Consider the following 14,915-nt stretch of genomic DNA (forward strand, 5'->3'; position numbering starts at 1 on the left):
CGGGGCGCTTGTCTGGTCGCTTGCCAGCGCATCGGCTAGACTGCTCCCTATTCCATGCAGCGATAACGACAGAGCTCATGAACACTGGCAACCCCCGGCGTAGCCCCATCTGGATGCCAGCAGAGGATTGGCTCCTGCTGGCGGAAATGCCCGCAATTGCACGTTCTTTGGTCGCTAGATTACGTGCCGCCGAGCGGGAAATCCTCATCGAGAATTACATCTTTCAGGCTGGCGACTGGCCCGAGGAAATCCTGGATATTTTGTGTGCCAAGGCGCGAGACGGGCTGCGAGTGCACCTGCGTCTCGATGCCGTCGGAAGTTATGGCTTTCCGGAATCCTGGGTTGCGCGATTGCGCGCCGCGGGTGGCGAGTTTGAATGGTATCATCGTCTCGTTTGGCGCAGTTGGCAGAGGAGTCTGCGGCGCAGCCACCGCCGCATGGTGCTGGTGGACCAGGAGTGGGCAGCTGTAGGCGGTTTTGCCTTTGCGGATGCCTGGCTGCGCGGTGATCCCGGGCAAGTCCCCTACCGCGAGCTGCTCTATGCCTGCGCTGGGCCGGTGGTACTCCTACTGCGGCGCCTCTTTCTGAAAAATCGGCCCTTGTCGCGACAGGAACTGCGCACCGTGCCCAGTGCTGATATCGACGTGGGAGCGAATGCCGTTCTGCGCCTGTTGGCGGGGTCGCCGCCAGACCGTTACACCATTCGCCGGCGCTATTTGGCGGCGTTTCGCTCGGCGCGGGAGAGCGTCTGGATCGCCACCCCCTACTTCAACCCCGACCCGATAGTTCTGTCGGCACTCTATGGTGCCGTGCGCCGCGGTGTGGACGTGCGCGTGCTGCTCGCCGGGCGAGTAACGGATCATCCCCTTTTACGCCTGGGTATTCAGGCGTATTATCAAAAGCTGTTGCGACATCGTGTGCGCGTCTATGAATATCAGGAAAGTTTCCTGCACGCCAAATATATTTTGGTGGATGGTCAGTGGGGAACCGTGGGCTCCGCCAATCTCGATTTCTTGAGCCTGTGGTTCAACCGCGAACTGAATCTGGAGCTGAAAGGGCTGATCCCCCTGACCTTGCTGCGCACCCTGTTTCTGCGCGAATTTGCCCGTTCCCAGGAAATTTCTGTGGAGCACTGGCAACGTCGCCCCTGGTGGCGGCGTCCGCTGGAGTGGCTGTTGGCTCAGGTCGATCGTCGCATCCAGGCGCGAGCACTGGGCTCGCGTCGTTATTGAGTCGAGGAGCTCGATGCACCACATCCGTAAGACGGCGGTGCTGCCGTATAGCGCCGAAGAAATTTTTGCCTTGGTAGAAGATATCCGCAGTTACCCGCAATTCTTGCCCTGGTGTGGTGCGACGCGCATCCTCCAGGATCGCGGCGACGAAGTGGTCGCCGAGATTCGCATCGCGCACAATTCCTTTGGCAAAGCCTTTTCTACCCGTAACCGTTATCAGCGCCCGAAGCTCGCTGAGGTCCGTTTGGTGGACGGCCCATTTCGCTTTCTCGAAGGGCTCTGGCAGTTGGAGCCCGTGGACGGCGGCACCCGTGTGACCTTGGACATGCGCTTTGAGTTTGCCAGCCGCCTGATCGGCGCCTTTCTCGAACCGATCTTCAAACAGGCGGCAGAGACCATGGTGCAACGTTTTGGGCAACGTGCCCGTCAGGTTTATGGCAGTGCGCGCCTGGCGAAGAACGAAAACTGAGCCTTAGCCCTTTTCTGGTTTTGCCGCCCGCACGTCGCCATCAATGCTTTGCAGCGCGCCGTCCGCGTTGAAGTGCAAGATGATGTTGCGCACCTTGGTGCTGCCGTAGGCAGGCTTATCACTGTAACTGTACACCCATTCATTGGAGTGCCACGGATCCTGCAATAAAGGTGCGCCCAGAATGGCACTGACCTCGGCTTGGGTCATCCCCTGGTGAACTTGTGCCAGTTCCTTCTGGCTGACGACGTTCCCTTGTTGCACGTTGACGCGATAGATGCTGCAGGCACTGAGTCCGGTGCAGAGCAGGAGGATACTGGCGAGTAGAGAGAGTGTGCGCATGGTCCTTGTCTTGGGCGTACGGTGCCACTATGCTACTAAAACAGAGCGCTACTTGCCATTGGAACGAATGAATAGCGAAGAACTGAAACGCGCTGGTCTCAAGGCCACTCTGCCGCGCCTACGCATCCTGCAGATACTGGAAGCGAGTGATACCCGTCACCTCACCGCAGAAGAGGTGTATCGGCAATTACTCGATGCCGGTGAAGAGGTCGGGCTGGCTACGGTCTACCGGGTGATGACCCAGTTTGAAATGGCCGGGCTGGTGCGTCGCCATCATTTTGAAGGGGACCGCGCGGTATTCGAGCTGAATGAGAGTGGGCATCACGATCACATGGTCTGCACCGCCTGCGGAAAGGTGCTCGAGTTTTACGATCAGACGCTGGAGACTCGTCAACTACAAATCGCTGCTGAGCGTGGGTTTCACATCACCGATCACAGTCTTTCGCTCTACGGAACCTGCAAGGGGATGCAAGAGCGGGGGGTCTGTTCCTTGGAGGGACAAGGGAGCTAACGAGCTTACTCGCCCGCACGTCGGCGTAGAGCAGCGATACGCTCCTCCAGTGGATAGTTACGCATGAATCCTATTCCCTTCTCCTCCTGGGTACCGGAGGCCTGCATCGATTTGGGCAGGTGAGAAAAAGCAGCGCAGGGGAGAGTCAATAATGGAAGCGCACCATGAACACCACCATCACCATGCGCATCATCATGTACCAGGGCATTTTGGACGTGCCTTTGCCATTGGTATCGGCCTGAATCTGTCCTTCGTGTTGGCGGAAGTCGCCTTTGGCATCCTGGGCGGCTCCCTCGCCCTACTGGCCGATGCCGGTCATAATTTCGCCGATGTTTTTGGCCTGATCCTGGCCTGGACGGGCGGCAGGTTGGCGCAGCGTTCTCCCACCCTGCGCTTTACCTATGGTCTACGCGGTGCCTCGATCCTATCCGCCCTGGCGAATGCCATATTTCTCCTCCTGGTGACGGGCGGGATCGTCTGGGAGTCTGTGCTCCGCCTCTTGCATCCCGAACCGGTGCTGGCGTGGGACATCATCATTGTCGCGGCGGTGGGGGTGGTCATCAATACCGCTACCGCCCTGCTCTTCGTGGCCGGGCAGAAGACGGATCTCAACCTGCGCGCGGCCTTTCTGCATATGGCGGGCGATGCCGCGCTTTCCCTTGCGGTGGCGGGCACCGGTGTCCTAATTCTTTTGACCGGCTGGCTCTGGCCCGACGCGGCGGTCAGCATCATCGTCAGTGGCTTCATCGTCTGGTTTACCTGGGGGGTATTGCGGGAATCCATGGGCTTGGCCTTGCATGCGGTGCCGATGGGTATCGACCCTGTCGCTGTGCGCCGATTTTTGCTCAGTCAGCGGGGTGTCGAGGATGTGCATGACCTGCATATCTGGGCCATGAGTACCACGGAGAATGCGCTAACTGCCCACCTCATCATGCCCGGCGGAACTCCGGGGGACGACTTTCTGCATCATTTGGCAGAAGATCTGGACCAGCAATTTCGTATTCATCATCCCACCCTGCAGGTGGAAACCGGGGGGGGCACCCACGACTGCGCCTTGGCCCCCGACGCCCACGTCTAGGGCTCTCTCAGGGTAGAAGTGCCAGGTTGTCGCGATGGATCAGCTCGACAGCCTCCTGCTCGCCAAAGAGCTCGGCAATCTCCGCGCTGTTTTTTCCGAGTCGGGGCAAGACCTCGATGCTGGCAAAATTGATCAGACCACGGGCAATCTCTTGCCCGTTGGGATCGAAGCAGGAGACGAGATCGCCGCACTGAAAACTTCCCTCGACCGCCGTGACGCCCACCGGCAAGAGGCTGGAACCCCGCTCGCGCAAGACCCGGGCAGCGCCGGCATCGAGAAAGAGTTTCCCCATCGGATGTAGTTGGCCCAGAAGCCAGCGCTTCCGCGCCGCGAGTCGGGGGATTTGCGGGTGAAAGCGAGTGCCGAGAACTTCCCCGCGCTGCAAACGGATGAGAACCTCGGGTTCCTGCCCGCTGGCAACAATGGTACTGGTGCCGGAGCGCGCTGCGCGGGCCGCCGCAAGCACCTTGCTGCGCATGCCGCCGGTGCCGACCCCAGTGCCGGCGCCGCCCGCCATCGCCAGGAGTTCTGGATCGCCGGCACGGACTTCGGCGAGCAGTTTTCCGTTTGGGTCCAGGCGGGGATCGGCCTCATAGAGGCCCGCCTGATCGGTCAGGATGACCAGCACCTCCGCTTCGAGGAGATTGCTGACCATTGCTGCCAGAGTGTCGTTGTCCCCAAAGCGCAGCTCGGCACTGGCGACGGCGTCATTTTCGTTGATAATGGGCAAGGTACCCATCTCCAGTAGGGTGCGCAGGGTCGCCCGGGCAGAGAGATAGCGTTGGCGATCACGCAGGTCTTCATGGGTCAGGAGGACCTGGGCACCGAGCAGGCCCCCCTCTTGCAGGAAGCCCTGATAGACCTGCACGAGCGCGGCCTGACCGATGCTGGCGGCAGCCTGCAACTCCGCGAGGGCGCGCGGGCGCGTCTGCCAGCCCAGACGCTCCATCCCTGCAGCGACGGCACCGGAGCTAACCAGAATGATCTCCAACCCCTGTTTGCGGAGCGCGGTCAGCTGTGCCACCCAGGCAGCAATGGCGGGTAGATTGAGGCCTCTTCCCTCATTAGTGAGCAGGCTACTGCCGATCTTGACCACCCAACGGCGGGTCTCGGCGAGTTCTGTGCGACTCATTCCTCTTCCTCGTCCTCCCAGTCGGCGTCCCCCCAATCCTCTTCGTCCCAGTCCTGCTCCTCGGCCATTTCCTCGTCTTCTGCCCAGTCGACATCACTATGGGGTTCCGGAGCCGGCGGTAGATCGGGCAAGGCGCGCCAGATCGCCTGCGCGAGCTCCTTGCAGCCAGCACCAGTTGCTGCAGAGACAAGAAAAGCGGGACCCGCCCACTGGAGGCTTTGGCACAAGGCGCGGAATCGCTCCTCTGCCTCTTCCGGGAGCAATAAATCCGCCTTGTTGCCAATCAGCCAGCGCGGCCGGCTGGAGAGCTCGGCGCTGTACGCCGCTAGTTCTGCCTCGAGGGCGGTCACGCTCGCTGCCGGTTCCGTTTCTTCCAGGGGGGCGATATCGACCAGATGGAGCAACAGGCGGGTGCGGCGCAGATGCCGCAGGAAGCGGGTGCCCAGCCCGGCGCCTTCGGCCGCGCCAGGGATCAGGCCGGGGATATCCGCGAGGACGAAGGATTCGTGCTCGCCTACCCGCACCACACCGAGCTGGGGATGCAAGGTGGTGAAGGGATAACTGGCGACTTTCGGTTTGGCGGCGCTGACGGCGCGGATGAAGGTGCTCTTGCCCGCGTTCGGTAGCCCGAGGAGTCCGACGTCGGCGAGGAGGCGTAATTCCAGACGGAGATTGCGCTCCTCACCGATCCCGCCCTTCTCGAACTGACGCGGCGCACGATTTACACTGGTCTTGTACCAGAGGTTGCCATGGCCACCGCGTCCACCCTTGGCAATCAACAGCCTTTGCTGGTCTTCGCGTAGATCTCCGAGCAACTCGCGGGTATCTTCGTCGTAGACCAAGGTGCCGATGGGGACGGCGATTTCCAGGTCCTTGCCGGCGCGCCCGGTCATCTGCCGTCCCGCCCCGCCGTGGCCATTCTCCGCGCGATAGCGACGTTGAAAGCGAAAGTCGATCAGGGTGTTCAGGTTTTGCTGCGCGACCAGAAAGACATCACCACCGCGCCCGCCATCACCGCCGTCTGGACCGCCGAAGGGAATGAATTTCTCCCGCCGAAAGCTGACAGAGCCGTGCCCACCGTTACCGGCGCCGACCTGGATACGGACTTCGTCGAGAAATTGCATAGAAAAGCCCCGCCCCGCAGAGTCGGGGCGGGGCTATCCCGATGGCTGTTTTCAGCCGTTGATGACGCTGACGGTACGGACCTGGCGCGGTCCCTTGCGCTCGAACTGTACCACCCCATCGCTGAGGGCGAAGAGGGTGTGATCCTTGCCGATCCCGACATTGGCGCCGGGGTGATACTGCGTGCCGCGTTGGCGGATAATGATGTTACCAGCGATGACGGCCTGCCCGCCGTAACGCTTGACCCCCAGTCGCTTGGACTCGGAATCGCGGCCGTTGCGTGAGGAACCGCCTGCTTTCTTGTGTGCCATGGATCTTGTCTCCCTTACGCGTCGATGCTGGTAATCCGTACTTCGGTGAAGTACTGGCGATGACCCTGCCGCTTGCGGAAATGCTTGCGACGACGCATCTTGAAAATATGGATCTTGTCTGCCCGCCCCTGGCTGAGGATGGTCGCCTTGACCGAGGCACCAGCCAAAATTGGCTGCCCGATCTGCACCTCTTCCCCTTCGCCCAGCATCAGTACACGGTCCAGAACCAGCTCGCTACCGGCTTCGGCCTCGATCTTTTCCAAGCGCAGCTTGTCCCCGACCGCTGCTCGATATTGTTTGCCACCACTCTCGAATACCGCGTACATCAGAACCTCCACAGACTGCCGGCGGGCGTTGCCGGAAAAGGTCTAAATCATAGGGAGAAAGCCCTGTGCCGTCAAGCTGCGCTAGCTTGCCAGCTTAGAGGGCATTTTCTGCCTCGTGCCAGAGGGTGCCGACGGTTCCTGCGGGTTTGCTGCTTTGCGTGGCAAGCAGCGGCGTTTCGCCCACGACCTTGCCGTGCAGAGTGATGCGCAGTTGTCCGACGACCCCCCCAGCCGCGACGCCGTGGTCGCCTAGTTTGTCATAGCTGACACTGCGTTGCAGATTTTTCTGCTCGCCGCTGGGGACAGTCACCCAGACGTCGCGCGCCGCCCGTACGGCAAAGGCCTCGGGATCGAGCTGTGGATCGCGGTATTGGCCCAGAATGGTGCCCTCCTTCACGGCCTCCACATCCTGGGTAAAGGAGTAGCCATAATCGAGCAGGGCGACAACGTCATGGACTCCAGCTGGCCAACTGGGGGCCCCCATGACCACGGCGATCAGCCGCCGTCCATCACGAATCGCCGTTGTATCCATGCAATGCCCGGCAGCGTTGGTGTGCCCCGTCTTCAAGCCATCGATGCTTGGGTGCCCAAAGAGAGCGGGATTCCAGCTCCGCTGGGTAATGTGATTGTAGCGGTAATACTTGATCTTGGAGATCTGGATGACCTGCGGGTAATGCTGAATCAGATTGCGGGAGATGGTCGCGATATTGAGGGCGGAAAGGTGCAGTCCGGGATCCGGCAGACCATCGACATCCGTATAATGGGCGCCCTGCAGCCCCATCTTGCGCGCTTCCGCATTCATTTCGTCGACGAAGGTAGCGCGATTTCCTGCTACGGCCTGGGCGAGTGCCACGGCGGCATCGTTACCCGAGTCGATAATCAGGCCATGCATGAGCTGCTCCACCGTTACCGGAAGATTGGGCTGAATGAACATGCTGGATCCGCCGGTGTGCCAGGCGACATTGCTGACCGGAATCCGCTCGTGCCAGTGCAGGCGGCCATCCGCCAAGGCGCGATAGGTGAGGTAAGCCGTCATCAGCTTGGTCAGACTGGCGGGTGGGAGCTGTAGGTTGGGATCCTTCTCCGCGATGATGGCGCCAGTTTGAGAATCCATCAGCACATAGCTTTTGCAGTCTGGAATCGGCGGCGCCGGCGGTTGCAGGTCCGTAGCGCTAGCCAGGGGGCTGGCGAGGGGCAGAAGGGCAAACACAAGAAGGGGCGCCCGCAGGCGCCGCAAGGGGAACAGCATAGGCCGAGATCCTTAGTCTTTAGAAAGATGAATGACCACAAAGAGGCTGTTGTGCCCTTGCCGTACCAAGAGGGAGATCGGTTGGTGGGCGGGAAGTCCTTTGACGATTTCGGCCAACTGTTCTGGAGTATTGACGGGCTGCTGCGCGATCTGCTGGATGGCCATGCCTTCGTGCAGGCCGATCTGCGCTGCCGGGCCAGGATAGACACTTTCGATGAGTACCCCATGGTGGATACCCAGGCTCTTCTTCTCCGCTGCGTCAAGGGTCGTTACCCGCAGTCCGAGACGCCGAATATCGGCGGTTTTTTGCATCTCGGCATGGCGCATCTTGGAGGGCATGGTGCTAATCGTGGCGTTGATGGTTTCTGGCTTGCCATTGCGCAGGATACCGATGGGAACGGTGGTTCCGGGCAGCGTATCGCCAACCAAGGGGGGCAATTCGCCGACACTGTAGACCGGCTTGTGGTCGTAGGTGACGATGACATCACCGGTCTTGAGCCCAGCCCGTGCTGCCGCTTCCCCGGGTTCTACGTTGGCGACCAAGGCACCGACGGGTTCTTTCAGGTGCATGGCCTGGGCAATTTGTGGGGTGACATCCTGAACGTCGACACCGAGCCAGCCAAAACGCAATTTCTGGTGCGCAAGAAAGGCATCGACGGCGCGCATGGCGGTATTGATGGGGATGCTGAAGCTCAGGCCCATATAGCCGCCATCATTGGTGTAGATCTGATCATTGATACCCACTACCTGACCGGACATGTTGAAAATCGGTCCGCCAGAATTGCCAGGGTTGATGGGCACATCACTCTGAATGAAGGGGATGTACTCATCGTCATGGGGCAGGGAGCGGTCCAGGGCGCTGACCACGCCTTGAGTGACGGTATTGTAGAAGCCAAACGGCATACCAATCGCCAATAACCACTGCCCTACCTTGAGGTCTTTGGCGTTGCCCAGTTGCACCGTGGGCAGATCATGAGCATCGATCTTGAGCAAGGCCGTATCGTAACGTACCGAGAGGCCGACGATCTTGGCTGGATAGGCATGATGATTGGTCAGGGTGACAACAATGTGATGCATGCCGCGCACCACATGCCCAGCGGTAACGATGTAGCCGTTGGGCGAGATAATGAAGCCCGATCCCAAGGCTTCCTCCTTTTCCTTCTGGGGCGGCTGCGCACCCGGGAAATTCCGGAAGAATTGGTAAAACGGTGAGTTCTTCGGGAAGGGATTTTGCCCTTGCCCAGCGCCAACGATCTTGGTATCCGAGTCATCGATCTTGACGATGGCATTGCCATATTTCTCTACGATCGGGCTGAAGTCGGGCACGGGTACCATCTTCGGCCCAGGACTATGCAGTATGGGCTTGGGAATAGGCATCCCCTCATTGGCGGCAAAGGACACTCCAGCAGCAGTCAGGCCGAGGGCAAGCACGGCAGTGCTGACACCCAGGAAAATGGAACGGGATTTCACGGCTTTTGCGGTCATAAATCGGCTATTCCTCTTTTTGTTTGACGAAAGCTAAGACGGAATGGCTGCAGGGAAGTTCCCGCAGGCCCTGTTAACGGAGATGAATCTGTGTTGCGTGAGGGAACTCTTTCGCCTGTGGAGCCTCTATCTCTGCACATGGAAACGCACGCAGACGAATCACGTCGCTTTCGCCGACGTCTGGGTTGGGCGGCGCTGACTTTAGTTGCGCTACTTTTGCTGTTGTTGGGTCGGGTGGTCGTGCTGCAGGTGTTCCATTATCAACGTTTCCGCCAGCTGGCGCGTGCCAACCACACCGCGATGGTCCCGCTTGCCCCGCCGCGGGGCCTGATTTTGGCGGATCACGGTCAGATCTTGGCGGGCAATTCCGCCCACTATGTCCTCGAGCTGATTCCTGACGAGGTGCAGCATTTGCGCGCAACTTTGCAGGCGTTGCAACAGGATTTCCCACTGCCACAAAAAATGGTAACGCATCTTCTGCAGACCATTGATGATAAGCCAGCCTATTTGCCTCGCGTTCTCCTACCCAAGTTATCTCCTGCGCTGGTTGCCCGTTTCGCCGTCCGCCAGCAGAATTATCCGGGGGTACGCTTGGCCATTCGCTGGCATCGCTATTACCCCTACGGTAGTCTCTTTGCCAATACGGTTGGCTATGTCGGGCCGGTTACCCAAAAAGATCTGCAGGGCTTTGATCCGCAGCAATATCTATATCGGCGCACCATTGGCGTGAATGGGCTGGAATATACCCTGGAACGGCAATTGCGCGGCCATTTCGGCTACGATATCCGCAGTGTCAATGCCCTTGGGGATCCAGTAGCGCCCTTGCGGCGGGTGGCGCCCAAGGCTGGGGATACGGTACGCACCACCCTGCGACTGCGGGTGCAGAAGGCCGTCGCCCAGGTGATGAAGAAAGAACATTATCGCGGCGCGCTCATTGCCATTGATCCAAATACGGGTGCCATCCTTGCAAGCGTCAGCAAGCCCAGTTACAACCCCAACTGGTTTGTGGATGGCATTAGCGCCAAACATTGGCGTGCTTTGCTGCATGACCCCGATCATCCGCTCGACAACCGCGTCGTGGCCGGACTCTATCCTCCAGGCTCGACGATCAAGCCCTTCTACTCCCTGGAGGCGCTACAAAAAGCGATCATCCCGGCAAACTTCCATACCTATTGCCCGGGATACATCAAGGTGGGTGGGCATGTCTTCTGGGACTGGTATCGTGCCGGCTTTGGCGAGACCGGGCTGCGCAAGGCCCTGGCCTGGTCTGTGGATGTCTTCTTTTATAAATTGGCGATGAAAATGGGCATCCATTTGCAGGACCAGACCCTGTGGCGTTTTGGTTTTGGCAAACCGGCGCCGATCGATCTGGAAGGTAGTGCCCCAGGCTTGGTGCCCACGCCTACCTGGAAGCGAAATCATCTGCATGCCCCATGGTATACCGGTGACACCGTCATTCTGGGCATCGGTCAAGGCTATCTTTTGGTTACCCCAGTGCAACTGGTGCGCGCCGTCGCGGCCATTGCCAACGGCGGTCGCTTACCCTACCTGCATCTGGTCAAGGAGCTGCGCAACCCCAATACGGGTCAGATCCAGACACCGCAATTCCCCGCCGCACGCCAGCTGCATTTTTCCGCTGTGGCCTGGCACGCCGTGCGCGCGGGTATGCGCGCCTGTGTGACCTCGGGAACCTGCAAGACGGTAGCCTATCCAGGCCTTACGGTTGCGGGAAAGACCGGTACGGCAGAGGTGCCCATTGGCTACGCCCATGGGCACACGATCTATAATGACGATTCTCTCTTCATTGGTTGGGCGCCGTATCATCACCCGAAGATTGCCGTGGCTGCCGTGGTGGAGGATGGTGGCGGTAACGCCTGGCAGGCGCTGCCCTTGGCCAAGGCAGCCATCTTGTCCTATTTGCGTCCGAAACTGAAATTGCATACCTTTATTACCAATATCGTAGTCGATCCTGCCCAGGCGTTTGGGTGAGCTGTTAGCCGCGGAACCGAAAACTATAATTATGCTCTAATATGCTTGCACAAGCCACGATCAATAAGCGAGGAGTTCGTCATGTTTTATGCATTATTTATCATTCTCAGCCTGCTCTGGGTCATTGCCATGGTCATGGGGATGAAGAGCACCTTCACCAGCGATGATGCCAGCGATCATTCCTGATTGGTATCGCTCCGTAGCGGGATCATGACTGCATGATCCGGGCTACGGAGCTTTTTCACTTTTCTCCCTGGCAGCGTGCGCGGCGGTGGGGGACACGGGCGCGATCGTTCCTGCGCCTCGACCGTTGGTTCCCACAGATCCCCCTCGCGATCGCCGTTGCTGGCCTGGGCGGGGTACTGATTCTGCATGCACTCCCGGCGCTGCAATCTTTGATTCCGCAGTTGTCGGTCATCACCCCGAGCAGCACCTTGACTGGCCTGCCGGTGATGTCCGATTTGGGTGCCATTCCCTCCTTGGTGGTAGGGATTGTTCTCTTGATCATGGCCTTGGGGCTGTTGTTTCGCTCGCGCCTGTCCTGGGCATTGACGCTAATCATCTCCGCCGTCAGTCTGGCGCTCCTGCTCCACCATTATCAGCGGCTCAGTGTGGCCATGCTGGTTTTCAATGGCGCGATCCTGCTCGCCCTGTTGTTGTTTCGCCGCCATTTCTCGCGCTCGAGTGTGGCCGCAGGTACTCTTTTTGCGTCGTTGTCTATTGTCCTCTTGATGAGTTATGCAGTATTTGGCTCTTATGTTTTGGGGGCGGGCTTCAGTCCCAAGATTAAATCGCTGGAATCGGCTCTGTATTTTGCGGTAGTAACGATGTCGACCGTTGGCTATGGAGATATCACTCCCAAGAGTCCAGAGGCGCGTTACTTCGTCATTTCCATTATCATTCTGGGAATTACCGTCTTCGCCACCTCGATTTCTGCGGTGGTGGTACCGCTGATCAATGGGCGCATGCAGCGGCTGCTCCTGGGGGAGAAAAGATCCGACTGGAGTGACCACTATGTACTCATCGGTGATAATCTCTTTGCGCAGAATACCTATCGTGCGCTGCGCCGGCGACATTTGAAGGTATTGGTCGTCGCTCCGGCGCGCCCGGAGCCCTTGTGGCTACCCGAGGAAGACCTCTTCGTTGGTGATCCTACCGACCCGGCCGTGCTGCTTCGCGCCGGCGCCATGCGGGCGTTGGGAATTCTGGCTTTGCGCAAAGACGATAGTGAAAATGCCTTTATCGTTCTGACGGCAAAGGAAATGCAGATTCCCGGCAAGACCGTAGCGTTGGTGGGAAATCAGCGGCACCTCCAGCGCTTGCGACAAACGGGGGTGGACTTGGTGATTGCGCCTGAAGTTCTCGGTGGACAACTCTTGGTGGATAGTCTCATGGGGGTCGAATTTCAGGGCGATGCCATCTTGGACACCATCTTCAGCACTGGCGCGAAGGCCTGAGTACGTTTTTTAGCCGTCAATCTTCTGACTGAGCTGGAAATTCCCCAAATTGAGCCGTTGCAGGCTGTGCACGTAGCCAGCCGTATTGTCGGTGCTAGCCAAAGGACCAATTTTCACCGCATATCCCGTCGATTGTGGGACCAGGTGCGCGGTGGTAATGCCAAAGGCGTGTAGTTTTTGTTCTTCTCGTTTTGCCTGTTCCAGTTGCATGGGCTCTGCGCTCACCAAGTAAATCACCTTCTCCAACTGCGGACGCGCAAGCACCGCATTGGTAGCTGGTCTTGGCCTCGCCTTCGGCGCGATCGGCGTTGTCGAGATCGGTGCCTGGGGAACTGCTTGCTCGGCAAAAGTATTCGCAACTACGGAGCGCAATTGCGCGCGAGAATATGGGTTGTCGGTATGGGTACGCATGGGTGTAGGGACTGGCGGGGCTGCGGGTTGGGTGTTTTGTACCGGTAGCAACTGCGGAAGGACGGGTGGCTGATAGGGTGTTGGCGTCGGCAAGTTGCCTTGCATCGCCTGGATCCGCACGGATGCCGTGCCTTGATTGACGAGCCCCAGGGCATGGGCGCTGCCAATCGACAGATCCATGATGCGTCCGGGGACGAAGGGCCCGCGATCATTCACCAGTACCAGGATGCTGCGACCATTCTGTAAATTGGTGACGCGCACGCAAGTGGGTAGAGGTAACACGCGGCTGGCAGCCGTCAGTCGGTTGTCATGAAATGCTGTTCCCATAGCGGTGACGTGACTGGATGAGGCGATGTCATACCAAGAGGCGATGCCCGTCTGCGCATAGCCTTGGGCACTCTGCAATGGATGGTACCATTGCCCATTGATCTCATAGGGCTGGTTATATGCCGCCTGTAAATTGGGCGATGGGGCATAGCAGGTGGTGCCGGTGGAGTACGCCATGCCGGCGCGAGCACTGCGCACTGTCGATGCTATCTGGGGCGTGGATACACTGGCACAGCCGGCCAAGGTAGCAAGTCCCGCGGCGAGGCAAGACCAGCGGACAAGGCTCCTGAGTGCTGGCTCCTGCATGAATCTCTTCACCCCCATTGCAAATGACCGCAATTCGCTCATGATGCGTCTGACACAGTACGCGAAGGTTGGAACTTAGTCCAATGAAAGGTAGACGGAATTTTTGATATCTGCAAGCCAAGGTAGGGGGAGATGGTGGCCCGGCCCAGCTATTCGGTCATCGCCCAAAGCTTGCGTCGACTCTGAAGCCAGCTCTGCATGGCTTGCAGATCGCGTCGCAGCAGGCCCGCCATGATGGCGATAGACAAGCAAAATACCCCGAGCGCTGTCCACCAGAGGAAACTGGGCATACCAAAGATCAGGTTGACCAGAAATACGCCGAGCACTGGGCCAAACAGGAATAGACTGAGCATCCATTCGCGCCGCAGTAGCTCTACTCCTGCCCCGAGACGATCCAGTTGAAGTGGGCTACAGCTACCCTGTGCGCTCTTCAGGGCAAGGATTTCATTGGCATGCAGCAACACTTCGCAGGGCTCGGCAGCAGATCGGGAAGCAGCAGCGGGAACCTGCAAGAGCATCTTGCCGCCATTCACCTCTATCTGTGCCCAGCGCAGAGAGCCGGGGCCAGAAATAATGATCCCTCGTCGTTGCCAAAGCGGCACTCGGCCTTGCCAACGAAGTTGCCCGGGAACCCACGCGCTGTGTTGCGTCAATGCCCTGCCGTCCTCAGTTTGGCGTACAGGTATAGCCGGGGGGGCAGGTGGGTGGAGTTTGGTATTGTGGCGCCGTAGGCGTGCAGGTATAACCCGGCGGGCATGGCGTGGGGTTTGCTGGCGCCGCATAGTATCCTGGTTGGGGCGCCTGTGGGACCTGCTGCTCCTGGGAACGGGAGATTCCGTAGCCAGCTAGCCCACCCAAGCCTGCACCAATGGCGGCCCCCGCCAGAGGAGATCCGGTCTGATTGCCAATTACCGCGCCGGCAATCGATCCGAGAAGCGCCCCACCTGTGGTGTTTGCCGTGGTGCCGTTACTGGCGTACGGATTATTGGCGCATCCGGCCAAGGCGATAGGGATGATGATCACTGCCATCCAACGAATTGTTTCCATTTTATTGACTCCCCCAGCATCTTCTAAGCAATTAGATCTAGCGCACAGGAATGTGCTAGTCTTTCGAGTATAGCGCAACCAGAGGCATTTGCGAGCTTCTGTGGTTCGATTATAGATCCCGCGA

At 59.1% G+C, this 14,915-nt stretch carries 16 protein-coding genes; 6 read left to right on the plus strand and 10 right to left on the minus strand.

The annotated features are described in order from the left end of the window. Nucleotides 1-77: 77 nt before the first annotated feature. Both M5D89_RS04715 and M5D89_RS04720 read left to right on the plus strand, forming a co-directional pair. Nucleotides 78-1,232, plus strand: a complete 1,155-nt coding sequence (locus M5D89_RS04715; RefSeq protein WP_248884700.1) for a phospholipase D-like domain-containing protein — start codon at nucleotides 78-80, stop codon at nucleotides 1,230-1,232. Between the two features lie 13 nt (nucleotides 1,233-1,245). Next, complete coding sequence (locus tag M5D89_RS04720; protein ID WP_248884701.1) at nucleotides 1,246-1,701, plus strand: type II toxin-antitoxin system RatA family toxin; 456 nt, start codon at nucleotides 1,246-1,248, stop codon at nucleotides 1,699-1,701. Nucleotides 1,702-1,704: 3 nt separating this feature from the next. On the opposite strand, the gene M5D89_RS04725 is transcribed toward M5D89_RS04720, so the two are convergent. Next, a complete protein-coding gene (locus M5D89_RS04725; protein WP_248884702.1) occupies nucleotides 1,705-2,040 on the minus strand; it encodes an outer membrane protein assembly factor BamE in 336 nt (111 codons plus the stop codon). Nucleotides 2,041-2,107: 67 nt separating this feature from the next. Here M5D89_RS04725 and fur point away from each other — a divergent pair, with 67 nt between their 5' ends. Both fur and M5D89_RS04735 read left to right on the plus strand, forming a co-directional pair. After that, on the plus strand, nucleotides 2,108-2,551 hold the full coding sequence (gene fur / locus M5D89_RS04730) for a ferric iron uptake transcriptional regulator (protein WP_248884703.1): 444 nt from the start codon (nucleotides 2,108-2,110) through the stop codon (nucleotides 2,549-2,551). Between the two features lie 151 nt (nucleotides 2,552-2,702). Then, a complete protein-coding gene (locus tag M5D89_RS04735; RefSeq protein WP_248884704.1) occupies nucleotides 2,703-3,629 on the plus strand; it encodes a cation diffusion facilitator family transporter in 927 nt (308 codons plus the stop codon). A 7-nt stretch (nucleotides 3,630-3,636) separates the two neighbouring features. On the opposite strand, the gene proB is transcribed toward M5D89_RS04735, so the two are convergent. The 6 genes from proB to M5D89_RS04765 form a co-directional block, all read right to left on the minus strand. Continuing rightward, the gene (gene proB / locus M5D89_RS04740; protein WP_248884705.1) at nucleotides 3,637-4,761 is read right to left on the minus strand and encodes a glutamate 5-kinase; all 1,125 of its coding nucleotides are present in this window, start codon (nucleotides 4,759-4,761) and stop codon (nucleotides 3,637-3,639) included. Next, on the minus strand, nucleotides 4,758-5,885 hold the full coding sequence (gene cgtA, locus M5D89_RS04745) for an Obg family GTPase CgtA (RefSeq protein WP_248884706.1): 1,128 nt from the start codon (nucleotides 5,883-5,885) through the stop codon (nucleotides 4,758-4,760). Before cgtA ends, proB begins: the two co-directional genes overlap by 4 nt. Before the next feature lie 51 nt (nucleotides 5,886-5,936). Then, nucleotides 5,937-6,194, minus strand: a complete 258-nt coding sequence (gene rpmA / locus M5D89_RS04750; protein ID WP_215872921.1) for a 50S ribosomal protein L27 — start codon at nucleotides 6,192-6,194, stop codon at nucleotides 5,937-5,939. 14 nt (nucleotides 6,195-6,208) lie between these two features. Continuing rightward, on the minus strand, nucleotides 6,209-6,520 hold the full coding sequence (gene rplU / locus M5D89_RS04755; RefSeq protein ID WP_248884707.1) for a 50S ribosomal protein L21: 312 nt from the start codon (nucleotides 6,518-6,520) through the stop codon (nucleotides 6,209-6,211). Nucleotides 6,521-6,614: 94 nt separating this feature from the next. After that, nucleotides 6,615-7,769 carry a D-alanyl-D-alanine carboxypeptidase family protein gene (locus M5D89_RS04760; protein WP_248884708.1) on the minus strand — a complete coding sequence of 385 codons (1,155 nt, stop codon included), beginning with the start codon at nucleotides 7,767-7,769 and terminating at the stop codon, nucleotides 6,615-6,617. A 12-nt stretch (nucleotides 7,770-7,781) separates the two neighbouring features. Next, complete coding sequence (locus tag M5D89_RS04765; protein ID WP_248884709.1) at nucleotides 7,782-9,254, minus strand: Do family serine endopeptidase; 1,473 nt, start codon at nucleotides 9,252-9,254, stop codon at nucleotides 7,782-7,784. 138 nt (nucleotides 9,255-9,392) lie between these two features. Between M5D89_RS04765 and mrdA the strand changes: the two genes are divergently transcribed. Together mrdA and kch are read left to right on the plus strand one after the other, a co-directional pair. Continuing rightward, nucleotides 9,393-11,243 (plus strand): penicillin-binding protein 2, encoded by a 1,851-nt coding sequence (gene mrdA, locus M5D89_RS04770; RefSeq protein ID WP_248884710.1) that lies wholly within the window; start codon nucleotides 9,393-9,395, stop codon nucleotides 11,241-11,243. 218 nt (nucleotides 11,244-11,461) lie between these two features. Then, on the plus strand, nucleotides 11,462-12,700 hold the full coding sequence (kch, locus tag M5D89_RS04775; RefSeq protein WP_248884711.1) for a voltage-gated potassium channel protein: 1,239 nt from the start codon (nucleotides 11,462-11,464) through the stop codon (nucleotides 12,698-12,700). Nucleotides 12,701-12,709: 9 nt separating this feature from the next. On the opposite strand, the gene M5D89_RS04780 is transcribed toward kch, so the two are convergent. From M5D89_RS04780 to M5D89_RS04790, 3 genes are all read right to left on the minus strand, one after another. Beyond that, entirely contained in the window at nucleotides 12,710-13,636 is a 927-nt protein-coding gene (locus M5D89_RS04780; protein ID WP_346347703.1) for a septal ring lytic transglycosylase RlpA family protein, read from the minus strand. Nucleotides 13,637-13,893: 257 nt separating this feature from the next. Next, nucleotides 13,894-14,397: a hypothetical protein gene (locus M5D89_RS04785; protein WP_248884713.1), complete on the minus strand. Its 504-nt coding sequence runs from the start codon at nucleotides 14,395-14,397 to the stop codon at nucleotides 13,894-13,896. A 13-nt stretch (nucleotides 14,398-14,410) separates the two neighbouring features. After that, nucleotides 14,411-14,791, minus strand: a complete 381-nt coding sequence (locus M5D89_RS04790; RefSeq protein ID WP_248884714.1) for a YMGG-like glycine zipper-containing protein — start codon at nucleotides 14,789-14,791, stop codon at nucleotides 14,411-14,413. Nucleotides 14,792-14,915 lie beyond the last annotated feature (124 nt).

It is taken from the genome of Acidithiobacillus acidisediminis, assembly GCF_023277115.1.
In the GTDB taxonomy this organism is placed as follows: domain Bacteria; phylum Pseudomonadota; class Gammaproteobacteria; order Acidithiobacillales; family Acidithiobacillaceae; genus Igneacidithiobacillus; species Igneacidithiobacillus acidisediminis.

Coding starts and splice junctions, on each gene's coding strand:
- M5D89_RS04715 (WP_248884700.1), top strand. CDS start 78: ATGAACACTGGCAACCCCCGGCGTAGCCCCATCTGGATGCCAGCAGAG.
- M5D89_RS04720 (WP_248884701.1), top strand. CDS start 1,246: ATGCACCACATCCGTAAGACGGCGGTGCTGCCGTATAGCGCCGAAGAA.
- M5D89_RS04725 (WP_248884702.1), bottom strand. CDS start 2,040: ATGCGCACACTCTCTCTACTCGCCAGTATCCTCCTGCTCTGCACCGGA.
- fur (WP_248884703.1), top strand. CDS start 2,108: ATGAATAGCGAAGAACTGAAACGCGCTGGTCTCAAGGCCACTCTGCCG.
- M5D89_RS04735 (WP_248884704.1), top strand. CDS start 2,703: ATGGAAGCGCACCATGAACACCACCATCACCATGCGCATCATCATGTA.
- proB (WP_248884705.1), bottom strand. CDS start 4,761: ATGAGTCGCACAGAACTCGCCGAGACCCGCCGTTGGGTGGTCAAGATC.
- cgtA (WP_248884706.1), bottom strand. CDS start 5,885: ATGCAATTTCTCGACGAAGTCCGTATCCAGGTCGGCGCCGGTAACGGT.
- rpmA (WP_215872921.1), bottom strand. CDS start 6,194: ATGGCACACAAGAAAGCAGGCGGTTCCTCACGCAACGGCCGCGATTCC.
- rplU (WP_248884707.1), bottom strand. CDS start 6,520: ATGTACGCGGTATTCGAGAGTGGTGGCAAACAATATCGAGCAGCGGTC.
- M5D89_RS04760 (WP_248884708.1), bottom strand. CDS start 7,769: ATGCTGTTCCCCTTGCGGCGCCTGCGGGCGCCCCTTCTTGTGTTTGCC.
- M5D89_RS04765 (WP_248884709.1), bottom strand. CDS start 9,254: ATGACCGCAAAAGCCGTGAAATCCCGTTCCATTTTCCTGGGTGTCAGC.
- mrdA (WP_248884710.1), top strand. CDS start 9,393: ATGGAAACGCACGCAGACGAATCACGTCGCTTTCGCCGACGTCTGGGT.
- kch (WP_248884711.1), top strand. CDS start 11,462: ATGATCCGGGCTACGGAGCTTTTTCACTTTTCTCCCTGGCAGCGTGCG.
- M5D89_RS04790 (WP_248884714.1), bottom strand. CDS start 14,791: ATGGAAACAATTCGTTGGATGGCAGTGATCATCATCCCTATCGCCTTG.